At 45.2% G+C, this 23,408-nt stretch carries 22 protein-coding genes and 3 tRNA genes; 19 read left to right on the top strand and 6 right to left on the bottom strand.

Going from position 1 to position 23,408, the window contains the following annotated elements; all coding sequences use genetic code 11:
* Window positions 1-24: 24 nt before the first annotated feature.
* Genes MUK70_RS13260 through MUK70_RS13250 form a run of 3 tightly spaced genes read right to left on the bottom strand, consistent with a single transcriptional unit; the run spans window position 25 to window position 2,695 of the window.
* Window positions 25-957 (bottom strand): phosphoribosylaminoimidazolesuccinocarboxamide synthase, encoded by a 933-nt coding sequence (locus MUK70_RS13260; RefSeq protein WP_234652827.1) that lies wholly within the window; start codon window positions 955-957, stop codon window positions 25-27.
* 16 nt (window positions 958-973) lie between these two features.
* Entirely contained in the window at window positions 974-1,693 is a 720-nt protein-coding gene (locus MUK70_RS13255; protein ID WP_234607628.1) for a tetratricopeptide repeat protein, read from the bottom strand.
* A 39-nt stretch (window positions 1,694-1,732) separates the two neighbouring features.
* Entirely contained in the window at window positions 1,733-2,695 is a 963-nt protein-coding gene (locus tag MUK70_RS13250) for a vWA domain-containing protein (protein WP_234652825.1), read from the bottom strand.
* Window positions 2,696-2,825: 130 nt separating this feature from the next.
* Between MUK70_RS13250 and MUK70_RS13245 the strand changes: the two genes are divergently transcribed.
* From MUK70_RS13245 to MUK70_RS13220, 7 genes are all read left to right on the top strand, one after another.
* A tRNA-Ser gene (locus MUK70_RS13245) sits at window positions 2,826-2,912 on the top strand.
* A gap of 75 nt (window positions 2,913-2,987) precedes the next feature.
* A tRNA-Pro gene (locus MUK70_RS13240) sits at window positions 2,988-3,061 on the top strand.
* 71 nt (window positions 3,062-3,132) lie between these two features.
* Window positions 3,133-3,206: transfer RNA gene (locus tag MUK70_RS13235), tRNA-Arg, on the top strand.
* A 391-nt stretch (window positions 3,207-3,597) separates the two neighbouring features.
* The gene (locus tag MUK70_RS13230) at window positions 3,598-4,035 is read left to right on the top strand and encodes a hypothetical protein (RefSeq protein WP_234652823.1); all 438 of its coding nucleotides are present in this window, start codon (window positions 3,598-3,600) and stop codon (window positions 4,033-4,035) included.
* Window positions 4,036-4,269 (top strand): type II toxin-antitoxin system HicA family toxin, encoded by a 234-nt coding sequence (locus tag MUK70_RS31160; protein WP_374759704.1) that lies wholly within the window; start codon window positions 4,036-4,038, stop codon window positions 4,267-4,269.
* 88 nt (window positions 4,270-4,357) lie between these two features.
* On the top strand, window positions 4,358-4,570 hold the full coding sequence (locus MUK70_RS13225; RefSeq protein ID WP_234652821.1) for a hypothetical protein: 213 nt from the start codon (window positions 4,358-4,360) through the stop codon (window positions 4,568-4,570).
* A 130-nt stretch (window positions 4,571-4,700) separates the two neighbouring features.
* Entirely contained in the window at window positions 4,701-4,973 is a 273-nt protein-coding gene (locus MUK70_RS13220; RefSeq protein ID WP_234652819.1) for a hypothetical protein, read from the top strand.
* Here MUK70_RS13220 and MUK70_RS13215 read toward each other — a convergent pair whose 3' ends face one another.
* Both MUK70_RS13215 and MUK70_RS13210 read right to left on the bottom strand, forming a co-directional pair.
* Window positions 4,974-5,291 (bottom strand): hypothetical protein, encoded by a 318-nt coding sequence (locus MUK70_RS13215; RefSeq protein ID WP_234652817.1) that lies wholly within the window; start codon window positions 5,289-5,291, stop codon window positions 4,974-4,976.
* A gap of 18 nt (window positions 5,292-5,309) precedes the next feature.
* Window positions 5,310-5,522 carry a hypothetical protein gene (locus MUK70_RS13210; RefSeq protein WP_234652815.1) on the bottom strand — a complete coding sequence of 71 codons (213 nt, stop codon included), beginning with the start codon at window positions 5,520-5,522 and terminating at the stop codon, window positions 5,310-5,312.
* A 257-nt stretch (window positions 5,523-5,779) separates the two neighbouring features.
* Between MUK70_RS13210 and MUK70_RS13205 the strand changes: the two genes are divergently transcribed.
* Window positions 5,780-8,938, top strand: coding sequence for a glycoside hydrolase family 9 protein (locus MUK70_RS13205; RefSeq protein ID WP_234652814.1), 3,159 nt, complete (start codon window positions 5,780-5,782; stop codon window positions 8,936-8,938).
* Between the two features lie 8 nt (window positions 8,939-8,946).
* Here MUK70_RS13205 and MUK70_RS13200 read toward each other — a convergent pair whose 3' ends face one another.
* Window positions 8,947-9,861, bottom strand: coding sequence for a hypothetical protein (locus tag MUK70_RS13200; protein ID WP_234652812.1), 915 nt, complete (start codon window positions 9,859-9,861; stop codon window positions 8,947-8,949).
* A gap of 133 nt (window positions 9,862-9,994) precedes the next feature.
* Here MUK70_RS13200 and MUK70_RS13195 point away from each other — a divergent pair, with 133 nt between their 5' ends.
* From MUK70_RS13195 to MUK70_RS13145, 11 genes are all read left to right on the top strand, one after another.
* On the top strand, window positions 9,995-10,363 hold the full coding sequence (locus tag MUK70_RS13195; RefSeq protein ID WP_234607621.1) for a hypothetical protein: 369 nt from the start codon (window positions 9,995-9,997) through the stop codon (window positions 10,361-10,363).
* 122 nt (window positions 10,364-10,485) lie between these two features.
* Complete coding sequence (locus MUK70_RS13190) at window positions 10,486-10,839, top strand: response regulator (protein WP_234607620.1); 354 nt, start codon at window positions 10,486-10,488, stop codon at window positions 10,837-10,839.
* A 152-nt stretch (window positions 10,840-10,991) separates the two neighbouring features.
* Complete coding sequence (locus MUK70_RS13185; protein WP_234652810.1) at window positions 10,992-12,635, top strand: TldD/PmbA family protein; 1,644 nt, start codon at window positions 10,992-10,994, stop codon at window positions 12,633-12,635.
* Between the two features lie 222 nt (window positions 12,636-12,857).
* Window positions 12,858-14,174, top strand: a complete 1,317-nt coding sequence (locus MUK70_RS13180) for a TldD/PmbA family protein (RefSeq protein ID WP_234652808.1) — start codon at window positions 12,858-12,860, stop codon at window positions 14,172-14,174.
* A 138-nt stretch (window positions 14,175-14,312) separates the two neighbouring features.
* Complete coding sequence (locus tag MUK70_RS13175) at window positions 14,313-15,950, top strand: TldD/PmbA family protein (RefSeq protein WP_234652807.1); 1,638 nt, start codon at window positions 14,313-14,315, stop codon at window positions 15,948-15,950.
* A 130-nt stretch (window positions 15,951-16,080) separates the two neighbouring features.
* Window positions 16,081-17,418 carry a TldD/PmbA family protein gene (locus tag MUK70_RS13170; RefSeq protein ID WP_234607616.1) on the top strand — a complete coding sequence of 446 codons (1,338 nt, stop codon included), beginning with the start codon at window positions 16,081-16,083 and terminating at the stop codon, window positions 17,416-17,418.
* Complete coding sequence (locus MUK70_RS13165; RefSeq protein ID WP_234652805.1) at window positions 17,415-18,032, top strand: DUF4159 domain-containing protein; 618 nt, start codon at window positions 17,415-17,417, stop codon at window positions 18,030-18,032. The genes MUK70_RS13170 and MUK70_RS13165 overlap by 4 nt, the downstream gene beginning before the upstream one ends.
* 77 nt (window positions 18,033-18,109) lie before the next feature.
* A complete protein-coding gene (locus tag MUK70_RS13160) occupies window positions 18,110-19,096 on the top strand; it encodes an AAA family ATPase (protein WP_244784831.1) in 987 nt (328 codons plus the stop codon).
* 9 nt (window positions 19,097-19,105) lie between these two features.
* Complete coding sequence (locus tag MUK70_RS13155) at window positions 19,106-20,020, top strand: DUF58 domain-containing protein (RefSeq protein ID WP_234652801.1); 915 nt, start codon at window positions 19,106-19,108, stop codon at window positions 20,018-20,020.
* Window positions 20,021-21,148, top strand: coding sequence for a BatA domain-containing protein (locus tag MUK70_RS13150; protein ID WP_234652799.1), 1,128 nt, complete (start codon window positions 20,021-20,023; stop codon window positions 21,146-21,148).
* The gene (locus MUK70_RS13145) at window positions 21,141-23,408 is read left to right on the top strand and encodes a DUF4175 family protein (RefSeq protein WP_234652797.1); all 2,268 of its coding nucleotides are present in this window, start codon (window positions 21,141-21,143) and stop codon (window positions 23,406-23,408) included. The genes MUK70_RS13150 and MUK70_RS13145 overlap by 8 nt, the downstream gene beginning before the upstream one ends.

Below are 23,408 nucleotides of genomic sequence, written 5' to 3'. Positions count from 1 at the left end.
TAATAAAATATCAACAGAATGTGATTACAACGCTCTCAAAATTGCATTTTCAATGCGTTTCAAGGGATTGTCCAGATTGTTTTTCTGAAACTTATTACCCGTAACTTTCTCGAATAACTCAATGTAACGGTCGGAGATAAGCTGAACGCGTTCGTCGTCCATAACTGGAACAGTTTGTCCATCTTTCCCCTGGAAGCCATTCTGAATGAGCCATTCTCTCACAAATTCCTTGCTAAGCTGTTTCTGAGGCAGTCCTGCCCGCTGATTTTCCGCATATACGTCTGCATAGAAATAGCGTGAGGAGTCTGGCGTGTGGATTTCGTCAATCAAATAAATCACGCCGTCGAGTTGGCCAAATTCATACTTCGTATCTACCAGAATCAGCCCCTGATCCGCTGCCATTTCTGTTCCTTTGGCAAAAAGCGCGAGCGTATATCTTTCCAAATGCTCATAATCATCCTCACTCACAAGTCCTTGCGCGAGAATTTCTTCGCGTGAAATGTCCTCGTCGTGACCTTCATGCGCTTTTGTCGTCGGCGTAATGATCGGCTGGGGAAGCTTGTCATTTTCTTGCAAGCCATCCGGCAACGCAACCCCGCAAACCGAGCGCTTACCAGCTGAATATTCGCGCCACGCATGTCCTGCCAGATAACCACGAACAACCATTTCCACCGGATAAGCCTGGCATTTCAGGCCAATGCTCACATTCGGATCGGGCACTTCTTCGAGCCAGTTGGGGACAATGCCAGACGTTGCATTCAGGAAATGTGCAGCGATCTGATTCAAAACCTGTCCCTTATATGGAATCGCCCGGGGCAAAATCACGTCGAAAGCGGAAATGCGATCGCTGGCAACCATCACAAGTTTTTTCTCAAAGGAATAAACGTCGCGCACTTTTCCTTTGTAAAACCCTGTCTGGCCAGGAAATTGAAAGTTGGTTTCTGGAATGCTATTCATCTTTTTATAGTAAAAATTACCACTCTATTTCGTCTTGTTTTGCAGTTTTTTGCTTGTATTGCTTCTTTCTGAGCTGGTAAATATATTGCGATTCGTTTGATTTCATGGCATCCAATATCGCACGCGCCTGTTCCTCAGACATATTCATCTCCCGTAAACTCCGCAGCAACTCTTCTTTCTGCACGTCTTCCGCGACTTCCCTGGTCTCCGGTTTTGGCTCCGGGGGCACAGGCTGGTTTCGCTCTGCAACAGCCTCCCGTTCTGATTTTTGTTTCTTGTTGTTGAGATCGGAAGGCTTGTCAATCCCTGAAAATGCTTTTTTCAAGATAATGTAATTGCTTCTTGCCAGGCCATTTCCCGGTTCAAGACGCAGCGCTGCTTTAAGATAGTCAAGCGCATTTGAAGTGTCTTTCTGGCTAACCTTGATTAACGCGATCTGACTATTTGCAATGGACGCAATGGTGTTATTATCAATGTGATCCAGCAACGTGTAATGTTTCAGCGCTAACTTATAATTTCCCATCTGGTAGTAAGAATGGGCAAGGTTAAGCCGGGCGGCCGGATCCGAAAATATGGAGCCGTAAGTAATCTGGTAATAAAGCTCGGCCGATTGCTTGTATTGTTTGTTATTATACGCCTGTTCCGCGCCCAATTTCCGCTCATTCGCTTTGGTAATGGAATCGAAAGTCCGATTATCCCAGAGCCAGAGCAGAACATAAAGAATTATTGCGGTCATGTATAAGCCTAGGTGAGACGCAAAAATAAGCATTGATTTTTACAGTCGGAACGTTCCGATCGTAATTAAAACATCGAGCAGGATTAACACCAGCGCAGCGCCCAGGAAATAGTAGTATTTGTTACTCACGACCGTGATGGTACGTGAATCCACCAATGTGCCCTCCGCCTGGTTGATATCGTTGGTCAGTTTTGGCATCTCATTTTTAGCATTATTAAGCTCATAATATGTGCCTCTGGATGCGGTGGCCATGGTTCTGAGGAAGTTTTCATCCAGCTTACTGATCACAAGCTTGTCATTTTTATCCATTAATGGCTTGCCGTTTTGCTGAATGCTGATGCCCACTTTCGTTCCCACCGCGACCGCGTAAACGCCGATTCCAAATCGGCGAAGATTGTTATAAAGCGCGCCGCTGCAAGAAGAATTGTTTTCGCCATCGGTAAACAGGATCATCATTTTCGAGCGCCCACCCGGGTCAGCGGCGTTCATTAATTTGCTGTAAGCCAGTTCGGTAGCATCACAAATGTTGGTTCCGCCCGTTGCCAGCAAATCCGTTTGTAATGATTGAATAAACAATTCCAAGGCCGCGCCATCATAGGTAAGGGGCACATGGATAAATGCCTTATTAGAAAAAATAATGATCCCGATCCGGTTCGCACGTTCATTCTGGACAAAGCGGTTCATTTCAAACTTCACTTTTTCCAGTCGCGATGGCGTCACATCCGCCGCGTCCATGGATTTAGAAAGGTCAACGATCATGAAAATGTCTTTGCCTTTGGATTGAATCTGCCGGTCGGCCTCCCCGAACGACGGCCCGAGCAAACTAATGATCAGTAACGAAAAGGAAATGGTGCGTAAAAAGAGTTTGAGGATAAGCGTTCTTGCGGTGGTTTGCAGCTGCCGGGCGATGCGGACAGTGCGGATTATGTAGGCTGTGTAGATTAAGATGAAAAAAAATATAAATAAAAATTCAGTGGTCTCAAAGGGGTAATTCCAGTTCATAATGAACGCTTTGGGGTAATTTAAAATTTTTCAAAAATAGGCAATTGTGGCTTCTGATAAAGTTTTTTTAGGGAAATGTTTGTTTTTCTGAGGGGCAACCTTCTATATTTGCAACCCAGAACGGAAAGAAGGAGGGATGGGTGAGTGGCTGAAACCAGTAGTTTGCTAAACTGCCGTACTCGCAAGGGTACCGCGGGTTCGAATCCCGCTTCCTCTACACCGATCTTGAAAAGAGTAAAAGAGGAGCTGACAATTGACGAAATCGAGACTCAGCTTAGCAAGTAAAATAACTCGGGGAGTGGCGCAGCCCGGTAGCGCATCTGGTTTGGGACCAGAGGGTCGCAGGTTCGAATCCTGTCTCCCCGACAAATAGGTTTAGGCAGTTAGGCCGTAGCAGATTAAACTGCGAATCGCTGACTGCCTATTTTTTTGATTACGGTCCGGTAGCTCAGCTGGATAGAGCAGCTGCCTTCTAAGCAGCAGGTCATGTGTTCGAATCACATCCGGATCACATTAAGCACTTAGCATTTATTTGTTAAGTGCTTTTTTTTTGGCTGCAACTTTTCAGAGTGTGCGCCTTCTAAGCAGCAGGTCATGTCCGGGTCGCCGGTGCGATTCGAATCACATCCGGATCACATTAAGCACTTAGCATTTATTTGTTAAGTGCTTTTTTCTGGCTGCAACTTTTCAGAGTGTGCGCCTTCTAAGCAGCAGGTTATGTCCGGGTCGCCGGTGCGATTCGAATCACATCCATTAAGCACTTAACATTTATTTGTTAGGTGCTTTTTTTTATGCCGGGGAATAATTCAGAATGGACGTTAACTTAATAGATTGGTAGTGCTCGTTATTTAGCTTTTGTTTTGCTCATCCGGTTTTAAAAGTTTAATTTTAATGACATTGATTTGAGAATTGTAGAATCTGAACATCCTTTGAGTATGTCTAATTTTGAACTTCGTAAGGTTGACTATTTGAGTGAACTTGATAGAGTCCCGTCTGAGGGGTTGAACCTAACCGAAAATGAGATTGAGGGTGTTCTTGTTGTTTATACCGGACAACAAGGAAGTCATATGCTCAGCGTGATCCCTTCACTTAATGTATCAGGATATGGTAACACTGAAGAGGATTCAATTAATGCTTTAAAAGAGAATTTAGAAACACTTTTTGTGGATCTTTTCGAAGTCAGTAAGTTGCAACGGCAGAAAGAACTGTTCAATTTAGGGTGGAGGACCGCGCCTGATTTAAGTATTCACCTTAGTTGGTCAAATCAAGACGAAGCAAGCGTCTTGCAAAATTTTGACTTCCCTGAAAGAGTGAAAACTTCAATTTTACAAGCTGCATAATTGGGAAATAACAGGCCAGTTAAAATCAAGGATTGGATACGTTTCCTAGAAACCCATGGGTGCCATTATGTGCGTGAGAAAGCATCGCATGAACACTGGAAATGTCCTGGATGTTTCCGCACCATTACCCACAGACCTGCTTATAAAGATATCCCTGCTCTTCATTTAAGAACTAATCTTGCGACGATGGGGAAATCTTTGGAATATCTCTACAATTGGATTGAGAAAAACTGACGAGTCCAACGCCATCTTGGCTTAAAACAATCATGAAATATTTTCACTGAATTGCTTGTCGGAAGTTCCGACTTTATTACATTTGAGCATGAAGAAATTCTCAACAATGAAAGAAGCATTTGACTATTGGGCGAAAAGTATTTACCCGACTTTGACACCTGATGTCAAAAAGGGAAGATATACAAGTGCATGGAAGGACTACACTTACCAGCAAGGAATTTCTGAGAAACGGATGACAGAAATATTGTCGGAATTTGGCAAAGTCGATATTAAATTGGAGATAACTTTTACACCAAACTAAAATTTTTTTACCTAAAATTAGTCGGAAACTCCGACTAATAAACATTAAAGAAAAACCCGGAGCTTCTAAGTTTACGAGGCCGAGACTCTCCGGGGGAGTTTAATCAGTAACAATTAAACATTGTAAATGTATGACAAGGATACAAGAATCCAAAGAAAACATTGAACCGACATTCAAAAATCTGAAAATCAGTGCATTGAGGCAGGAAATGCTTAATGTACAAAAAGACAAGCTTATTGCCCATATCCGCGAATTCTTCGACGAAGGCGATGCTTGTGGCCCGGTTTGTTATTTGAATGAGTTGATGAAACGTAGCCCGGATAATGCCGAAGGTCTGAGGATATCCAGCTTTTTAATGCGTCTAGAAAGGTTTGATCGATGCATTACCGTGCTCCGAAAATAGTTAGGCTTTCTCCGCCTGACTAAACCTCTTCCCCAAGGTTACCATCGAAATCCAAATCACAGTCGCCCCGCCGTAGCCAGTATAGAACTTATCCATTTCCATGGCATCAAGCTCGATCAACACGCGGATAATGAGTTTGATGCCGCTTATGATCGACATAATCTGGAATCCGGAGCTGACAAAACCTGTAACTTCTGTTTGCCTGAAGCGATTTTGGCATTTGTAAATAATCAGATAAGAAATACTCCCAATAAATGCCAGAACAAAAATAACCCTTGGAGCCAGGATCTCATCTAAAAGAACATATAAGAAATCCACAAACTCTGATGAAAATGGTTATAAGGATTTGTTCTGAGCTTGTGAATTTTTCAATCGTAAAAATGGCCAAATTTCAACAAATATTCCAACCGCTCCACCTATTAGTGCGCCCGTCATGTTAAACAAGGTCCCACCTAACACTGCCCCACCAGAAGAAGATGTTATTGCTGCTGCGATAACAAAGTCCCAATCATCTTTGTGCTGTCCCGTGCTATTCATTTTACATGCCATAATTAGCGTGTTTGATGGTTAATTAATATGTGAAACTATTCACTTTTCATCAAATTTCAAGGGCTCTAAAAAATATAATTGCCTCATAATGAAAATTATAAGCCTCACTTATAATTTCATTCCACTGAAAAAGCTGGCGGTCTTTTTCTAAACTACCGATCAATAACTCAAACTAACCGCCTGAAAACTCCCGGCCTGGAAAACGCTCTTATGGCACTGATTTAGCGCTTGCTAATTGCAAACATTCGAGTGCTAACATGTGTAAATTCTTAGTTTTTCTAATTGCGATAGGGCTGACGCCGTGCTTCTCTCAAACAAAAACACTTTGGAATGGAGAGGTCAATGCGCTTAGCTGTAATGCGGATTACGGATCTGTCATTTCAGGGGGAGATGCTTATGATGGGAGTGTTTGCTTTCGGGCAGAGCCGGACAAATTTCACGTGCCGAAGTTAGGTTTCAATTGCAGTGATGCGTGGCGTGCAGACATTTCGGGGTTTGATGAATTGCGCTTTTTCATAAAGGCAAACCAAAGCGGGCAAACGACTTCTATCCGTTTGACGACCTATTTTGCACAAAGCAATTGGGTTGATCTTGAACATTATGTGCAAGGTGGCGGAGGGATTATGACCGACTACAAGGAAGTAAGAATCCCCCTGAATGTGCTGAAAAAGCCGAATTACGATCTGAGCTCGATTGAGTATTTTGAAGTAGCCACAACAACTATCGACCAGCTTTTCTTTTACATGGACAACATTCAGGCAGTGGATCTGCTGTCGCCTGTGCTTACGTTGCAGCCGGTGTCTGATCAAGTGCTGAAAGTTCGAATCAGTGAGCGATTTGATACGACAGGATGCCATAATGTTCTTAATTATATGCTGAAAAGCGAGACAGACGGCACTTATAAGATTGCGCAAAATCCGGTTAAGGTCGGGCGGCATCATCTGGTGACCGGTTTGCTTCCGGAATCCGGAGCGCCCATCGTCGACTATGAGCTGTTCCTGATTTTTAATAAACCATTGACTGCTGGCAGTGTATATAGCCTGACGGTGAATGAGGTAAAGGATCTGTCTGGCAATGGCGCAGCTTTCGACACTATATTTATTTACAACGATCTTGAAATTTACGGCAATGTCAAAGCCAATCAGGTTGGTTATTTGCCGGTTGGTCCCAAACTCGGGAAGCTTGGAAATTTTCTGGGTGATGCATGGTTTATGCCTGTCGATACAGTTATAACGCCTGTTTTTCAGGTTCGAAATGAGTTGGAGCAGGTTGTTTTCAGCAAGACGAGCCGGTTTTTGAAAGCGGATTCTGCATTTAGCGGCGAGTTGGTTTTTGATCTGGATTTTTCTGATTTTACCACACCCGGATCATATTATTTGTATGTCGAAGGATGTGGCCGTTCGGAAACATTCAGCATTGCTGATGATGTCTACGATAATTTACACAAGCAAAGCGCACGGGCTTTGTATTTTCAAAGATCCGGAAAACTGGATGCGCCTTATGCGGAAAACTGGCAGCGGGGAGGTTTGCCTGCAACTACTGCCGAAATTCACGCGTCACATGCCTCTTCTCCGCTCAATAACGTTTCTGATTTTCCCGTAGGAACAAGCATTCCGATGACGAAAGGCTGGCTGGACGCGGGCGATTACGGACGCTATGTTCCCACGGCTGCAAGCGCGTTGTTCATTTTGTTTACAGCATTAGAACTCTATCCACAAAAATTCCCCGATAATTATTACAACATTCCGGAAAGCGACAACAACATTCCGGATATTTTAGACGAGATCAAATACGAAACGGACTGGCTGAAACAAATGCAGGCGCCGGACGGCGGCGTATACTTCCGTGTAACGCCCGCAACCTGGTCGGCCGGATTGCCAGAGGAAGAACTCAGTACATTGTATGTTTCAGAAAAAACAACGCAGTCCACGGCGCTTTTTGCTGCTGCGATGGCCATGGCCGCTCGAAACTTTAAAAAATACCTGCCTTCCTATGCGGATAATTGCCTCGACATGGCAAAAGAAGCCTGGGCATTTCTGCAATTACATCCTGAAACATCGCCGGTGCTGAATGTTCCGGGAATTGCAGCCGGGCCTTATCCCGATCCCATTGATCTCGATAACCGCGCCTGGGCTGCTGCTGAACTGTATAAAACAACGGGCGAACAAATCTATAATACTGCCTTTCTGAACTGCTATGCACAAATCCCTCACCAATTTCATGCAACCATGAGCTGGTCACAGCACACTTTTAAAGCTGCGTGGGCTTATGCTACGACCAAGTATCCAGTTGATAATGTGCCTGTTGCAGAATTCAAATCCAAGCTGGATTCAGAAGTGCTGGTCAATTACAACAAGAGAACCATGAACATTCATGCTTATCATGGTGCTTACCATCCGTTTAAGGGATATATCGGGTACGGCACATTTGGGATGGCGCAGAGTTATGCATTTGACTACATTATGTTCAGTTATCTGTTGTCCAAACCGGAACTTTTGGATCTGGCGAAAATTCAGCTGGATATTCCATTGGGTAATAATCCCCTGTCCAAAACTATGATAACAGGAGTTGGCAAAAATTCGCCCAAGCTGCCATTGCATTGGTCAACTGTTAAAGACAAGTTTACGGAGCCTGCTCCCGGCATTCCTGTCTTTGGCCCGGCTGCTTCACTCGTCATGAACCGGCCTTCGAGCTTTGCTATTCAGGATTCGGCGAACCGTTATCCTTATGGTTTTAAAAAAGAAGATCCTTATCCGGTGCTCCGCCGATATACAGATACAAGGGAAGCCGTGGAAATGTCGGAGTTTACAATTCAGGAAATTGCCGTTACCATTGCCCCATTCGCATTCTTCAGTACAGCCGTGAATGACGCATTGCCAGTCCGGTTTGAAAGTTTTGAAGCGCGGGTGGAACAATGTCATGTCAACTTGCACTGGGCAACCAGTGAGGAGATCAATGCAGCTTATTTCATAGTTCAACGCAGTTCGGACGGAATTTCATTTGACGACATTGGCCGTATTAATGCCACAGGATCAGGCAAAGTACAACAACAATATACCTTCCCGGATTCTTTACCAGACCTTCAAAATTATTACAGGCTCAGACAGGTTGATTTTGATGGAAAATGTCAGGTTACCCGAATCATTTACGCAAGGGATCCATGCAATGGAATAAAAATAAATGTTTTGCAAAGGCAGCAAAACATTTATGAAATACACATCAAAAGTCATAGAAAGGAAAGCATGTTAAAGGGAGAGATCATCGACAAACGAGGGATCCTTCGCCGGAAATTCGATGTAAAAGCCAGTGAGGCAACCCGTTTCGACACCTTTGGCTTACCCGATGATCTTTACATTTTACAGATTAAAAACCAGTCAGGATATCGTTTGTTCTCGCAGAAGATGATCGTTCAATAGCGATCGTTTCATTGCCAGATGCTCGTCCAGTTATAGGAAGCGGACCCCGAGACGGTTCCGCTTGTGGGATAGCCGGAGCCATTTAGAATGTATGTGTAATGTGTGGAAACAGGGTTTTTACCGGGCTTTTTCAAATATTTCGTTTCTACAAGATTCTGAGATTTTTGCGGAAATAATTTCGCGTCTGTTTTGAAATTAAACTGGCTGAAAACTGTCGACTTATCGGCGTGTTTCAGATAGTATTCGTAACTGACTTTATTCACGATCAGGCCGTCGGCGTCGTAGCGCTCCTGGAATGTAACATTGTGATTGTCATAATAATAGGCCAGATAGCCATCCGGTAAGTTGTTTTCACGATAATATTCTTTCGCCACTTTGCCAGCTTCATAAACGTAGTCTGTCTGGATTACGTCCGAAAGATTGCCACCGCTGGTGTAAAACGTTTCAAGCTTTTTGACAGCATATTGATTCACAAGGTCATAAACAATGTCGGAGCTTTTGTTGCCACCATAAACGGTTGTATAAATCACTTTGTTCGGTGCGTAAGTCACGCTGATCGTGTAAGTGCCGCCTTCTGTTCTGTATCCTTTAAGTGAATGGTCGGCATTGTATTGTATGTCCGTGATGTCGGAGCCGGGCATGGTGGTTTGTAACAAAACCTGACTTACAACAAAAGCATTTGAATTGCCCTCTGTGAAGGCAGAGGAGGCCTTTTGCGGGCTTAATTCATTTTTCCCGCAGGAAAAAATAGCAATTGAAATGAGCAGGAACATCTGTGCCGATATTCTGAAAGGGGATGGTTTTTTTGTCATAATAACATTACTGTTTTCGTAAAAGATGTCGCAATAAGGCGAAAGCAACGCCGTGAATTTTTGCGAAAAGGACGAAACGCTGTTTTGGTTTACCCAGCGGCTAGTAATCATTTATCCTGCGGTTAATGAGGCCGTTAAGAACAATTGTCCTGTTTGCCCTGCTTATTTAGTTTTCCATTGTTAATTAGTGTATCTTACAAGATTGGCAACCGAATTTCCGGCGCATGCTTTACGACAATTAGCAATGAAACCTACACCAGAGCAGTTAATGGACTTTTTTAAGTCTAATTTTTTCCAGGTTGGTCAGCCTTTTGACTATAATTACGAGGCGGCCATAGCCGATTTTTATGATCGTTTTCACAACGAAACGCCTGTGGCAAAGCCCATGCCCAATCCGCGTAAGTGGCAAACCACTTATGTGAGAAAATACGCTGTGAAGGCATTCATGAGAACCAAAGACGGGAACATTCACCATGTGATATTCAGACAGGATTTGGACAATAATCAGATTACAAACTTTGATGGCTCGGCATGGCAGGGGGATCCCAATTTGCTGGATGTATGGCAGGAGTATTACGAGTCTGATAATAACCTGGTTGTAAGTGGCTGGTAACGAATAATAGAGCCTTTTTTAAGGCTTGCAAATGCAGGAGCGTAAAGTATCGTTCAGAAAACTATTTGAGAAAAGTAAAAAGTTGTACTTTAGCGGCAACCGTAACCCACTATCAGAATTTTATGAGCATACTTTACATTGATCATGAGGTCAATAATCTCAACTCCTTTAAAGCTTCGTTCAGAAGGGACGCAACCATTTATCTTGCAGACTCAACGGATGAAGGCCTGAAAGTTTTAGAAGAAAAACAAATTGATGTCATTTTCGTCGACCAGCAAATGCCTGATATGACGGGCCTGGAATTCCTGAAAATCGCGTCGAAGCAATATCCGGAAAGCACCCGCGTCTTGCTTACCGGGCAGGCTTACAGTGCTGAATTTAAACACGCGGAAGTCAAGGGTTACATGCACAATTTTATTACCAAGCCCTGGGATGAACAAGATTTGAGAAGGCTAATCACCACAAACTTGATTTGAATTTTTTAAAATGTGCCAAATGAGTGTGTTCCGGTAAGGGGCACGCTCATTTTTTGTGAATAGCAGCACTGTCTGCTAAAAATATTGCCACAGCAATATTTGTTAGAAATAATTTTTACATTGTGATTTCAATATTACTTCCTGAACATTCGATGAATAGAAGAGATTTTATACAGATGACGGGAACGGGTGCAGGAGCCATGCTGCTTTCGTCTGTGCCTGTCATAGGAAATCCGGTGAGTGCCGCACATCTGCTCGAACACTGGATCGATGTTGCTGCCAAGAAAAAATTCGCAGAAATCGCCCTTAATGCAGCTAAGAGCAAAGGCGCTACTTACACCGACGTCAGGATCGGGCGTTATTTGCAGCAATATCTTTTCACGCGCGAAAAACAGGTTCAGAACATTGTCAATGCGGAATCTTATGGTGTCGGGATCCGTGTCATTGCAAACGGGACCTGGGGATTTTCGGCGACAAGCGATGTGACGGCAGATGGCATTGCGAAATGTGCCGCGACAGCCGTTGAAATTGCAAAAGCAAACTCTAAATTTCAGACAGAGCCAGTTGTACTTGCTGAGCAGAAGGGAGTTGGCGACCAAACATGGAAAACGCCAATCAAGAAAAATGCATTTGAAATCCCCATTCAGGAGAAAATAGATCTGTTGATGAATGTCAATGGCGAGGCAATGAAAAATGGCGCCGGCTTCGTGACTTCCAACTTGTTTTTTGTAAACGAACAAAAATATTTCGCTTCATCCGATGGCTCTTTTATAGACCAGGACGTGCACCGGATTTGGCCGACATTCACGGTGACTGTGACAGATAAAGCAGCTGGCAAATTTAAAACCCGGGATGCCATCAGCTCGCCCATGGGAATGGGTTATGAATATCTGGACGGGCTTGCGTCTGAAAAGATTGCTGGTCCGAATGGTTTGGTTGGTTACCGCAATTCCTACGATATGGTGGAGGATGCGATCGCAGCGGCCAGGCAGGCGAAGGAAAAGATGGGTGCAAAGTCAGTGCTTCCGGGCAAATATGACCTTGTTTTAGATCCTAACCACCTTGGGCTGACCATTCATGAGTCGGTGGGTCACCCGACCGAACTGGACCGTGTGCTGGGTTATGAGGCTAATTATGCAGGAACAAGCTTCGCAACATTGGATAAATGGGAGTCTAAAAACTTCCAATACGGCAGCAAGCTCGTGAACATTGTGGCCGATAAAACGCAGCCGAATACTCTGGGAGCTGTGGGTTATGACGACGAAGGCGTTCCTTGCAAAGAGTGGGACATTATTAAGGATGGTGTTTTGGTCAATTACCAGGCCATCCGCGATCAGGCGAAGATTATAGGTGAAAAAGAATCACACGGTTGCTGTTATGCGGATAACTGGAACTCGGTTCAGTTTCAGCGAATGCCAAACATTTCCCTGAAACCCGGCACCGAAAAACGCAGCGTGATGGACATGATCAAAGGCGTGGAAAAAGGCATTTATATTATTGGCAGAGGATCGTATTCAATTGATCAGCAGCGCTATAACTTTCAGTTTGGCGGTCAGGTTTTTTATGAGATCAAAAACGGACAGATCACAGGCATGCTCGACGACGTCGCTTATCAATCCAACACCCAGGAGTTCTGGAATTCATGCTCTCAACTTTGTGACAAGGATGATTACCGCACATTCGGTTCATTTTTCGACGGAAAAGGGCAGCCAGCACAGGTCAGCGCGGTTTCTCACGGCAGTGCAACCTCCCGTTTTGACGACGTGAACGTTATCAATACAGGACGGAAGATATGATGAGCGGGCGCCGTGGCGCTGAATGAGTGAATGAGTGAATGAGAGAATGACTGAATGATTGAATGACTGAATGAATTATTTTTTTACTGTTCCATCGTCGTCTGGAACCTGTGTCAACTATTAAACCATTTACTTACTCAGTCATTCTATCATTCAGCAAAACGGTGCCCGCTCATTTAGTCATTCACTCATTCACTCATTCAAAATTAAAAACCCAACCACATGGCCATTTTATCCAAAGAAGAAGCGAAGAAAATAATTGATAAGGTTTTGGGCTTTTCAAAAGCTGATGAGATTAGTGTTGGACTGAGCGGTAACCGGACAGGGAATATTCGTTATGCCAGAAACTCAGTTTCCACGAGTGGAGAAACGACTGATTTGTCCCTCTCGGTAACCTCTGTTTTTGGTAAAAAATCAGGGACATCCACGATCAACGAATTCGACGATGCCTCTTTGGAAAAGACAGTCCGGAGGGCAGAGGAAATCGCCAGATTGGCTCCTGACAATCCGGAATATGTGCCTATGCTCGGCGCACAGCAGTATTTGGAAACCAATTCATTTTCTGATAGCACCGCAGCAATAAATCCAGATTACCGCGCCAAGGCCGCATTCGAGAGCATTGATCCTTGCATTAAAAAGAACCTGACGGCAGCGGGTTACATGGAAGATACAGCCGGATTTTCGGCTATGGGAAACAACAAAGGCCTTTTTGGTTACAACAAAGCAACATCTGTTGACTTTTCGATTACCGTTCGCACTGCTGATGCCAAGGGATCGGGCTACGCCGCACGAGATTATAATGATGCTTCTAAGCTCAGCACGGCGTCTGCCACAGAAATTGCGATGCAGAAAGCATTAGCCTCATCGACTGCGAAAGCATTGGAACCAGGTAAATACACCGTTATCCTTGAACCGACCGCGGGTCTGGACCTTTTGCAAAATATGATGCGGAGCATGGATGCACGCAATGCAGATGAAGGCAGAAGTTTCTTGGGTAAAAAGGGAGGCGGAACGCGGTTGGGTGAAAAGCTTTTCGACGAGCGCGTGAACATTTACTCGGACCCGCAAAATGTTGAAATTCCGGGATCCCCATTTGCTGGTGACGGCCGGCCGCAGGAGAAAGTAATGTGGGTTGAAAAGGGCGTTGTCAAAAATATGACTTACTCGCGATTTTGGGCAGAAAAGCAAGGCGTTAAGGCGATTCCTCCGCCATCGGGTTTCATTTTTCAAGGTGGGAGCGAATCGCTGGCGGACCTGATCAAAGGAACAGAAAAGGGCATTTTGGTAACGCGGCTTTGGTATATCCGTGCCGTGGACCCGCAAACCTTGCTTTACACAGGCCTTACCAGGGACGGAACTTTCTACATTGAAAACGGCCAGATTAAATATCCTGTAAAGAATTTCCGGTTCAACGAAAGCCCGGTTATCATGCTCAACAACTTGGAAGCAATCGGCAAGCCGGTGCGCGCGGGCGGCAACCTGGTGCCTCCGCTGAAAATCCGTGACTTTACATTTACCAGTCTTTCGGACGCTGTTTAGCAGGTCATTGCCGCTTAAACAGCTTAATTTCCTTACGTAAAAAGTGCATTGATTCTGTCGCGTCTTTTCGCTAGCTTATGCTTTGCACTTTTTGTTTCCAATGGCCAAAATTCATCACTATTAGCAAACATATATACTTTGAAACGCAGAGACTTTATACAACTGGCTGGACTCGGGACCGGAGCGTTCATGATGCCCGCTTTTGCAATGGGCAGGAATGTTTCTCCCGAGGCATTTCTTGAAAAAGGTGTCGATGTTGCCGTCAAAAAGAGACTGGCCGACGCCGCGCTGAATGCCGCAAAATCCAAAGGCGCTTCTTATGCCGACGTCCGGATCGGTCGTTATCTCAATCAATTCGTGATCACCCGCGAGGACAAGGTCCAGAACATCGTCAATACAGAATCTTATGGGGTGGGCGTGCGTGTGATAGCGAACGGATGCTGGGGATTTGCGGCGGTGGTGGATGTAAATAACGAAGCCCAGATGGCGAAAGCCGCCGAAGATGCAGTTGCGATTGCCAAAGCGAATGCTAAATTGATGAAAGAACCCGTTCAATTGGCTCCCCAAAAGGGATTCGGCGAAGTAAGCTGGAAAGCGCCGATCAAGAAAAATGCATTTGAAGTGCCTATTAAAGAGAAGGTTGACTTATTGCTGGCTGTCAATGATGCGGCTATGAAAAATGGCGCTAATTATGTCAATTCCGTACTTTTTTTAGTGAATGAACAAAAATATTTTGCTTCCACAGACGGCTCATACATTGACCAGGACGTGCACCGCATCTGGCCGATCTTTAATGTAACTGCCATTGACCCAAAAAGTGGAAAATTTGAAACCAGGAATGCATTAAGCGCTCCAATGGGCATGGGTTATGATTATCTGCAAGCCAATCCTTCGGACAAAATCACCGGCGTGACTACGCGTTACAATAAAGGTTACGATATGCTGGAAGATGCCACAGCCGCAGCCAGACAAGCCAAAGAAAAGTTAACGGCGAAGTCGGTTGAGGCTGGGAAATATGATCTTATTCTGGATCCATCGCACCTTTGGCTGACGATTCACGAGTCTGTTGGACACCCGCTGGAATTGGACCGTGTGCTGGGTTATGAGGCTAATTTTGCAGGAACTTCTTTTGCGACATTGGACAAATGGCAATCCAAAAACTTCCAGTATGGGAGCAAGCAAGTGAATCTGATCGCCGATAAGCTGCAAGAAGGATCGCTCGGTGCCGTTGGCTGGGACGATGAAGGGGTTAATACAAAGAAGTGGGACTTGGTGAAGGATGGTGTTTTGGTTAATTATCAGGCCATTCGCGATCAGGCGCACATTATTGGGGAAAATGAATCACACGGTTGCTGCTATGCCGACAGCTGGTCGTCTGTCCAGTTTCAAAGAATGCCCAACGTTTCCCTGGCAGCCGGAAAAACGCCATTGTCCGTGAACGACATGATTAAGGACGTCAAAAAAGGCATTTACATCATTGGTGACGGTTCATTCTCGATTGACCAACAGCGTTATAATTTCCAGTTCGGCGGACAGTTATTTTACGAGATTAAAGACGGCAAAATTGCCGGAATGTTGAAAGACGTGGCGTATCAGTCTAATACACAGGAGTTTTGGAACTCGTGCGTGCAGGTTTGTGATGAAAAGGATTATCGTCTGGGCGGATCATTCTTCGACGGAAAAGGCCAGCCCTCACAGTCCAGCGCAGTTTCACACGGAAGCTCAACAACGCGTTTCAACGGAGTAAATGTGATCAATACGGCTAGGAAGATTTAATGAGTGAATGACTGAATTTTGAATGACTGAATGACTGAATAGGTTTGACATTCACTCATTTAATTTCGATCATTCAAAATTCATTCACTCATTCGCTCATTCGATCATTCACTCATTCAAAATTAAAAACATGTCAATCATACTATCTGAATCAGAAGCAAAGGCATTATTGCAAAAAGTGCTCGCTTATTCCAAGGCGGATGAATGTGAAATTAATTTACTGGGCGAGGAGCGGGGCAATCTGCGTTACGCCAGGAACGAAGTTTCTACAAGCGGATCGCTGATCAACCAGAATTTATCTGTTCAATCTTCTTTTGGAAAAAAAGTAGGGGTTGCAACGATTGATGAATTCAGTGACGAATCGTTGGAAAAAGTGGTCAGAAGATCCGAGGAACTGGCGCAACTTGCACCGGAAAACCCTGAATACGTGAGCATTCTGGAACCGCAGACTTATCTGAAATCAACTGGTTTCTTCGAGTCAACGGCAGGCATTAATGCCGACAAACGTGCCGATGCGGTTGCAAAAAGTTTGGAATTATCAAGGGCGAAAAACTTGACGGCAGCCGGTTTCCTGGACAACCAGAAAGGCTATTCGGCTATGATGAACTCCAAAGGATTATTTGCTTATTACCCAAGCACGAGCGTCAACTTCTCGCTCACCGTCCGTACGCCGGATGGCACAGGCTCGGGTTATATCGCCAGAGGTTATAGTGATGTAAATAAGCTGGATACGGCCGCGGCAACAACCATTGCGATCCAGAAAGCCATGGGCTCGATGAAGGCAAAAGCATTGGAGCCGGGAAAATACACCGTCATTCTTGAACCGACGGCGGCAGCGGTATTATTGGAAAACATATACTTTAATTTCGATGCCAGAAGCGCAGACGAAGGGCGCTCATTCCTGAGCAAGCCCGGTGGAAAGACGAAATTGGGCGAAAAAATTGTCGACGAACGTGTCAACATTTATTCCGATCCAACACACCCCGATCTGCCCGCTTCGCCGTGGGCAGGTGATGGCCAGCCTTTGGATAAAATAACCTGGATAGAGAAGGGTGTTGTTAAAAACATGATTTATTCGCGCTATTGGGCACAAAAGAACAATGTGAAGGCCGTTCCTTCTCCCAGCAATGTGATCATGGACGGCGGAACCGCCACAATGGAGGAATTGATCAAATCCACGAAACAGGGGATTTTGGTTACCAAGCTTTGGTACATCCGCGAAGTGGACCCGCAAACATTATTGCTCACAGGACTCACGCGCGACGGTACATTTTACATTGAAAACGGCGTTATCAAGCACCCGGTCAAAAATTTCCGCTTCAATGAAAGTCCGGTCATCATGCTGAACAATCTGGAAACGTTGGGTAAGTCAGAAAGGGTTGTGAGCACGGAGTCGGACAGGAATTATATGATTCCGCCCATGAAAATCAGAGAGTTTACGTTTTCTTCACTTTCCGACGCAGTTTGAAGCCTTTTTTCTTTACACGAATTCAATACACGTCCGGAAACTGGGACACCGACCAGCGAATGCCTTCCAATTTGTTGCATTCGCTGGTTGAATACACTACGATTCCTATTGACGAGAAGGAAAAAGTAGTGCAATTGAATAGTAATGAAATTTTCAAAAGCCCTTTCTGCTATCTGAGCGGGCACAAGCTCGTTGAGTTTTCCACGCAGGAAAGGGACCATTTCCGGCGATATGTGCAAAATGGCGGATTCGTGTTTGTAGACGATTGTAACCACGATATCGACGGACTTTTTGCCAAGTCATTCGAACAGGAAATGGAAAGGACATTCGGTCCCCGAGCCTTGCAGAAAATCCCTAATAACCATCCGTTATATCATAGTTTTTTCAAATTCGCAGACGGCCCGCCGACGACTTCTTTCGAGTTGAATGGCTGGGGCGATGACCTTGTGCATGACTATCTCAAAGCGATTACGGTCAACGGACGCATCGGGGTTTTATATAGCAACAAAGATTACGGCTGCGAATGGGATTACGATTTTCGGAACAAACGTTTTTTAGCCGTCGATAATACGCGTTTTGGCGTGAATATCGTGGTTTACGCTTTGAACGAATGATTGAATGATTGAATGAGTGAATGAGTGAATGAGTTGCTGTGGCGACTTTTATTTAATGTAAAAATGCTATTTGAGGTTTGGAAAATTTGGAATTGAACCGTTATAAAACACTTGTAGCCAAGCTGCCGCTGCTAAAAAAGGAAATTGCTAAGGTGATTGTCGGACAGCAGGAAGCCATCGATCAGATATTGATTTCGCTGCTTGCTTTGGGACATTGCTTACTGGAAGGTGTGCCTGGTTTGGCGAAAACACTGATGGTTAAGACCATGTCGGAAGCGCTGCATATGAGCTTTAAAAGGATCCAGTTTACGCCAGACCTGATGCCCGGTGACATTGTGGGAACCGAAATTCTGGAAGAAGACCATGAAACCGGCAAGAAGTTCTTCAAATTCAACCGCGGCCCTGTTTTTGCCAATGTCGTTTTGGCCGACGAAATAAACCGGACGCCTCCCAAAACACAGGCAGCCTTGCTGGAAGCCATGCAGGAAAAATCCGTGACTTACGGCGGCACCAATTACGAGCTGCCCAACCCGTTCCTGATCATTGCCACGCAAAACCCCATCGAGCAAGCCGGAACATATCCCTTGCCCGAAGCCCAGCTCGACCGTTTTTTGCTTTATATCAGATTGAATTATCCCAATGAACAGGAGGAACTGGATGTTTTGAAAGGCACAACGGGATCATTTAAAGCTGACATTGAGCGGGTTTTGACGGATTCCGAAATCGTGGATTTGCAGAAATTAACGCGCCAGGTGCACATTAGCGATGACCTTATTCGATGGATTAACAGATTAGTAAGAGCCACAAGGCCCGAAGGAAGCCCATCCGAATTTGTCAAAGAATGGTGCGACTGGGGAGCCGGTCCGCGCGCGGGGCAGGCGCTCGTATTATGCGCCAAAGCCCGCGCAGTCCTGAACGAACGCTTTTCGGTGATCCCGGAAGACATTCAAACATTGGCATATCCTGTCTTGCGGCATAGAATCGCTATTAATTTCCGCGCCGAAGCCGAAAACATCAGCACGGATCAAGTGATCGACCAATTGTTGCGAACGGTAAAAAGCTGACATAGCAACATGAACGTGGCAAAAAACACCGGACTACTCGCATCGCAGCTCATAAAGCTGAAAAACCTGCAACTTACCGGGAAGCTGGTGAGCGAGGAACTGATGCTGGGCATTCATGCGAGTAAGCGGTCGGGGATAGGGGTGGAGTTTGAACAATATCGACATTATGAGCCGGGTGATGATCCCAAACGCATTGACTGGAAACTATTTGCGCGTACGGACAAGCATCTGATCAGGGAGTCTTCAACGGAAAGTGATAAGCAGGTGCGGTTTGTCCTGGACCTTTCCGGTTCCATGAATTATGCGGAAAATGGTGTCAGCAGATTGCAATATGCCCAAATCCTGCTGGCCTCGCTGAGCTATCTTAGCTACATTCAGAATGATCAAATGAGTTTGTATACATTGAAAGACAGCGCGATACAGACTATATCCGCAACCGGTGCAGCGTCTTCGGGCAAGCAGGCATTTCAGAAAATACTGATAGGTCTGGAAAAAACAGTTGCGCAAGGGCCCTGGCGACAGCAAGCCGAAACGGGTGGCAGAATCAAGTTTCCCGAGCTGCAATCGAAGAAAAAGGAGCAACTGATTTTTGTAAGCGACTTTTTGCAGGCGCATGACGAATGGTTGGATCTGATAAGGTCTTTGGCGGGCCCTTATCGGGAAATTGTTGTTTTTCAGATTTTGGGAGACCAGGAAGTGGACTTTAATCTCGAAGGGTTTTACCGGTTTAAGGATCTGGAAACGGGCAGGGAAGTGGAGCTGGATGCGGGATCGGTTCGGGAAAAGTTTCGCGAATCGGCTGAGCAGTATTTGCAGCAATTGAAAGAAGCTTTGCAAATTCCGCATGTAAGCCTCGTCCGTGCACGCATGAGCGATCCGATTGGAATGGTTTTGAAGGCCTTTTTAACAAAACGGAAAGGATAAATGGAGTTTTTGAATCCATACATGCTGTGGGGGCTGTTGGCAGTGGCTTTGCCGGTGATCATTCATTTTTGGTATCAAAAAAAGGGTAAACAGATTGCCTGGGCTGCTTCACAATGGCTTATTGACAAAACTGCACTCCAACACCGGGGCATCCGGCTGGATGAGATCCCGCTACTTTTGATCCGTTGTCTGCTGGTAGTTTTGCTGGCTATGTTACTGAGCCGCCCTGTTTTAAACTGGTTTGGCAAGGACATTAAAAAAGAGGAAGCCCATTTGGTGCAGGCGGATCATAAAGTGGTCAGCAACTTTCGGTTTGAAATTGAAAGTGCGCTGAAAAGGGAGGAAAAAGTGATCTGGATTGGTGCCGGTTTAAAGCCTCTGACGGACATTGCTTCAATTCCAGAGGAAAGAAGCGGTTTGGCATCGTTGCAGCGAAGCGTTAATAGCACGGCAAACGACAACACGCATTTGAATTTATATTTGAACAACAGTCAGGAAATAAGCCATTTACCCAAAATACTTATTCCCGGAACCTATAAATTAAATGTCGTTCGGGATTCTTCCCGTAAGTTGGAGAATCCGTTGAGTGGATTGGCCCGGAAACTCGGAAAAACCAACATTAACGTCTTGATCGATTACCGGAATCCGGACGAATCGCGCACGGTTCAGGCTGGTTTGGAGGCGTTGAGAGTGGTTTTTAAGATTCCGTTTCACATTGATTTGAAAATCGGATCACGAAATCAATATGACTGGATATTTACAGATAAACCCATAACAAAGCCGAATGCGCAAACTTTGTACGTTGTGCCGGAGGGGAATATGGGCGATAAGGTGTTTGAAAATATTATCCAGGTAAGCGACTCATTGCGGTTAGCGACTTCTGATATCGTGCAAAATGGTCAATTGCCGGAATGGCTGGGAGAAATGCTGATAGAACATTATGACCTGGAAGAAAACACAAATCCGTTAAGCGGTAGGCAACTGAATGCCGCATTTGGACGTGTTAAGCCCGGGAAGGGACCATTATCAGATGGTCTGCATCAATGGCTTTTGTTGCTTTTTCTCCTGACACTAATACTCGAGCGTTGGATCTCACTCAATCAAAGCATTTCCCGCAAATATGCATGAATTGAGAAAAATGATCGGTTTGGTGACCAACCAGCTCTATGCCAGCGCCTTGCTGCGATGCCTGTTGTTGGCTGGCACAGCTTATGTTTTCACCTCAACGTTTGCAGGGCCTTCTCATCCGGCCAGCATTGCCGCAGCATTTGCAGGATTATGCGCTGGATTTTTACTATCCGGAATTTATAAGAATAACAGAAACAAGGCAATTTCGCTGATCCACAATCACGTGGGGGAGACAGAATATAGTTTGCATCTTCTGGAAAAGCCTGATCTGAACATTGCGGAACAATTGCAACTGGAGCGTATAACAAACCGTGGTTACGACTTCCCATTTTCTAAACTTTATAGCGGGCTGACGCCTTACCTGGGCATTCTCCTGACGGCGCTGGCGTTCCACTTCATTCATCCTACCATTTTTTTGGGTAAAAAAGCAGAGGACAGCATTCAAAAGCAGCTTGGGAAATCAGCAAAAGTGAATGTGCCGACCCCTCCCGAAATTGAGTGGGCCCGCATTTACATTGCTCCGCCTGATTATACGACATTACCTGACAGGCAATCGAATGATTTGAATATTAGTTCAATCGCCGGTTCAGCATTGACTTGGAAGGTGAAGTTTACACATTCAGAAAATCTCGTTCTACGCTTGACGAATAGTAGAGGAGAGGAAATTCCTTTTCAAAAACAGGGTAACCTTTTTACGCATTCAGATAAGATCACGGGATCAGGTTTATATGCGATGAAGGGTTATTGGAAGGATTCACTGGTTTACCAATCCGATTTTTACAGGTTGGAAGCATTGCCTGATCTTGCGCCGAAAATTGAGCCTGCTTCAAAGGATTTGTATAAATATCACATGCTGCAAGATGCCAAAACCATCAAAATCTCAGCTAAGATCTCTGACGATTTCCGTGTTAAGCAAGCATTTATCGTGGCAACATTGGCAAGAGGGTCCGGGGAGAATGTCAAATTCAGGGAGGTGAAATTCCCTTTGTCGCCAACGGATTTTAAAGAAGCCAACCTGCACAAGGAAATTAATCTCAATGAGCTAAATTTCTCGCCCGGCGACGAACTGTATTACTATTGGGCGGCATTTGACAACAAATCGCCACAGGCAAATTTTAGTAAGTCAGATACATATTTCCTGGTTTATAAAGACACCTCAAATGTGGAGGAGGCGGAGCTGGCGACGATGGCTGTGAACATCATGCCGGAATATTTCAGAAGTCAGCGGCAGATTATTATCGATACAGAGAAGCTGATCGCCAGGCGCAGGAAGTTGCCGCAAAAAGAGTTCGCTTCTATTTCAAATGAAATCGGTTTTGATCAGAAAGTGCTCAGGCTGCGCTACGGGCAATATCTGGGAGAGGAATTTGAAACAAGCATTGGTGGTGGCGGTGTGCCCGAAGCAGCCATTCCGTCGGGTGAAAATATGCTGGACGCTTTCACACACAAGTCGGATGCCGCGGGTGAGGCGACCGAACGCGGCGTGACCGAACGCGGCCCGACCGAACGCGGCCCGACCGAACGCGGCTCGACCGAACCGGCGCATAAGGGCGATCATGACGGGCATGACCATGGGAAGGGGCATGAGGAAACGGGTGAAAAAGATCCCCTGGCGGCACTAATGGAACAATATGTACACGCGCACGACGATGCGGAAACAAATACTTTCTACGAGCAATCGACCCGAAGCTTGTTGAAAATGGCTTTGGAGCAAATGTGGCAGTCGGAACTGCATTTACGCCTTTATGAGCCTGAAAAGGCGCTTCCATTTGAGCATAAGGCGTTGGAATATCTTAAATCTGCCCAGCATAAGGCCCGGACCTACGTCAAAAAAAGTGGTTACGATCCGCCTCCGATCAAAGAAACAGAGAAGCGATTAAGCGGCGAATTAAAGGAAATCAGCAATGATCTGAATGCTGAGAAGTTTTACAGAGAAAAGACAACTGCGCAGCTGGCCGCAGCGATTTCGGGTTTTTTGGATTATACAGAATTTAATAATAAGCAACGATCCACATTGCGGCTGGCCGGAGGAACATTATCCGGCCGACTCATTAACAGCGAGCCTTTCAACGGCGGATTAGGAAACTGGGAAATGATCGGGTTGTTGCAAAAACTGGTTAGTGGGAAAACGTTGTCTTCGAAAGAAAAGCAGCATTTGAAAATGCATTTGTTAAGATATACCAACCATTCTGAGCAAAGCAGGCGCGGTTATTCCAGCGAGAAAAAGCTTGAAGACGCATTTTGGAAAAAGATACAATAA

The sequence above is a fragment of the Dyadobacter chenwenxiniae genome (assembly GCF_022869785.1).
GTDB classification, from domain to species: Bacteria; Bacteroidota; Bacteroidia; order Cytophagales; family Spirosomataceae; genus Dyadobacter; species Dyadobacter chenwenxiniae.
The sequence above is the reverse complement of the archived record's forward strand: the minus strand, read 5'-3'. Positions and strand labels throughout refer to the sequence as shown.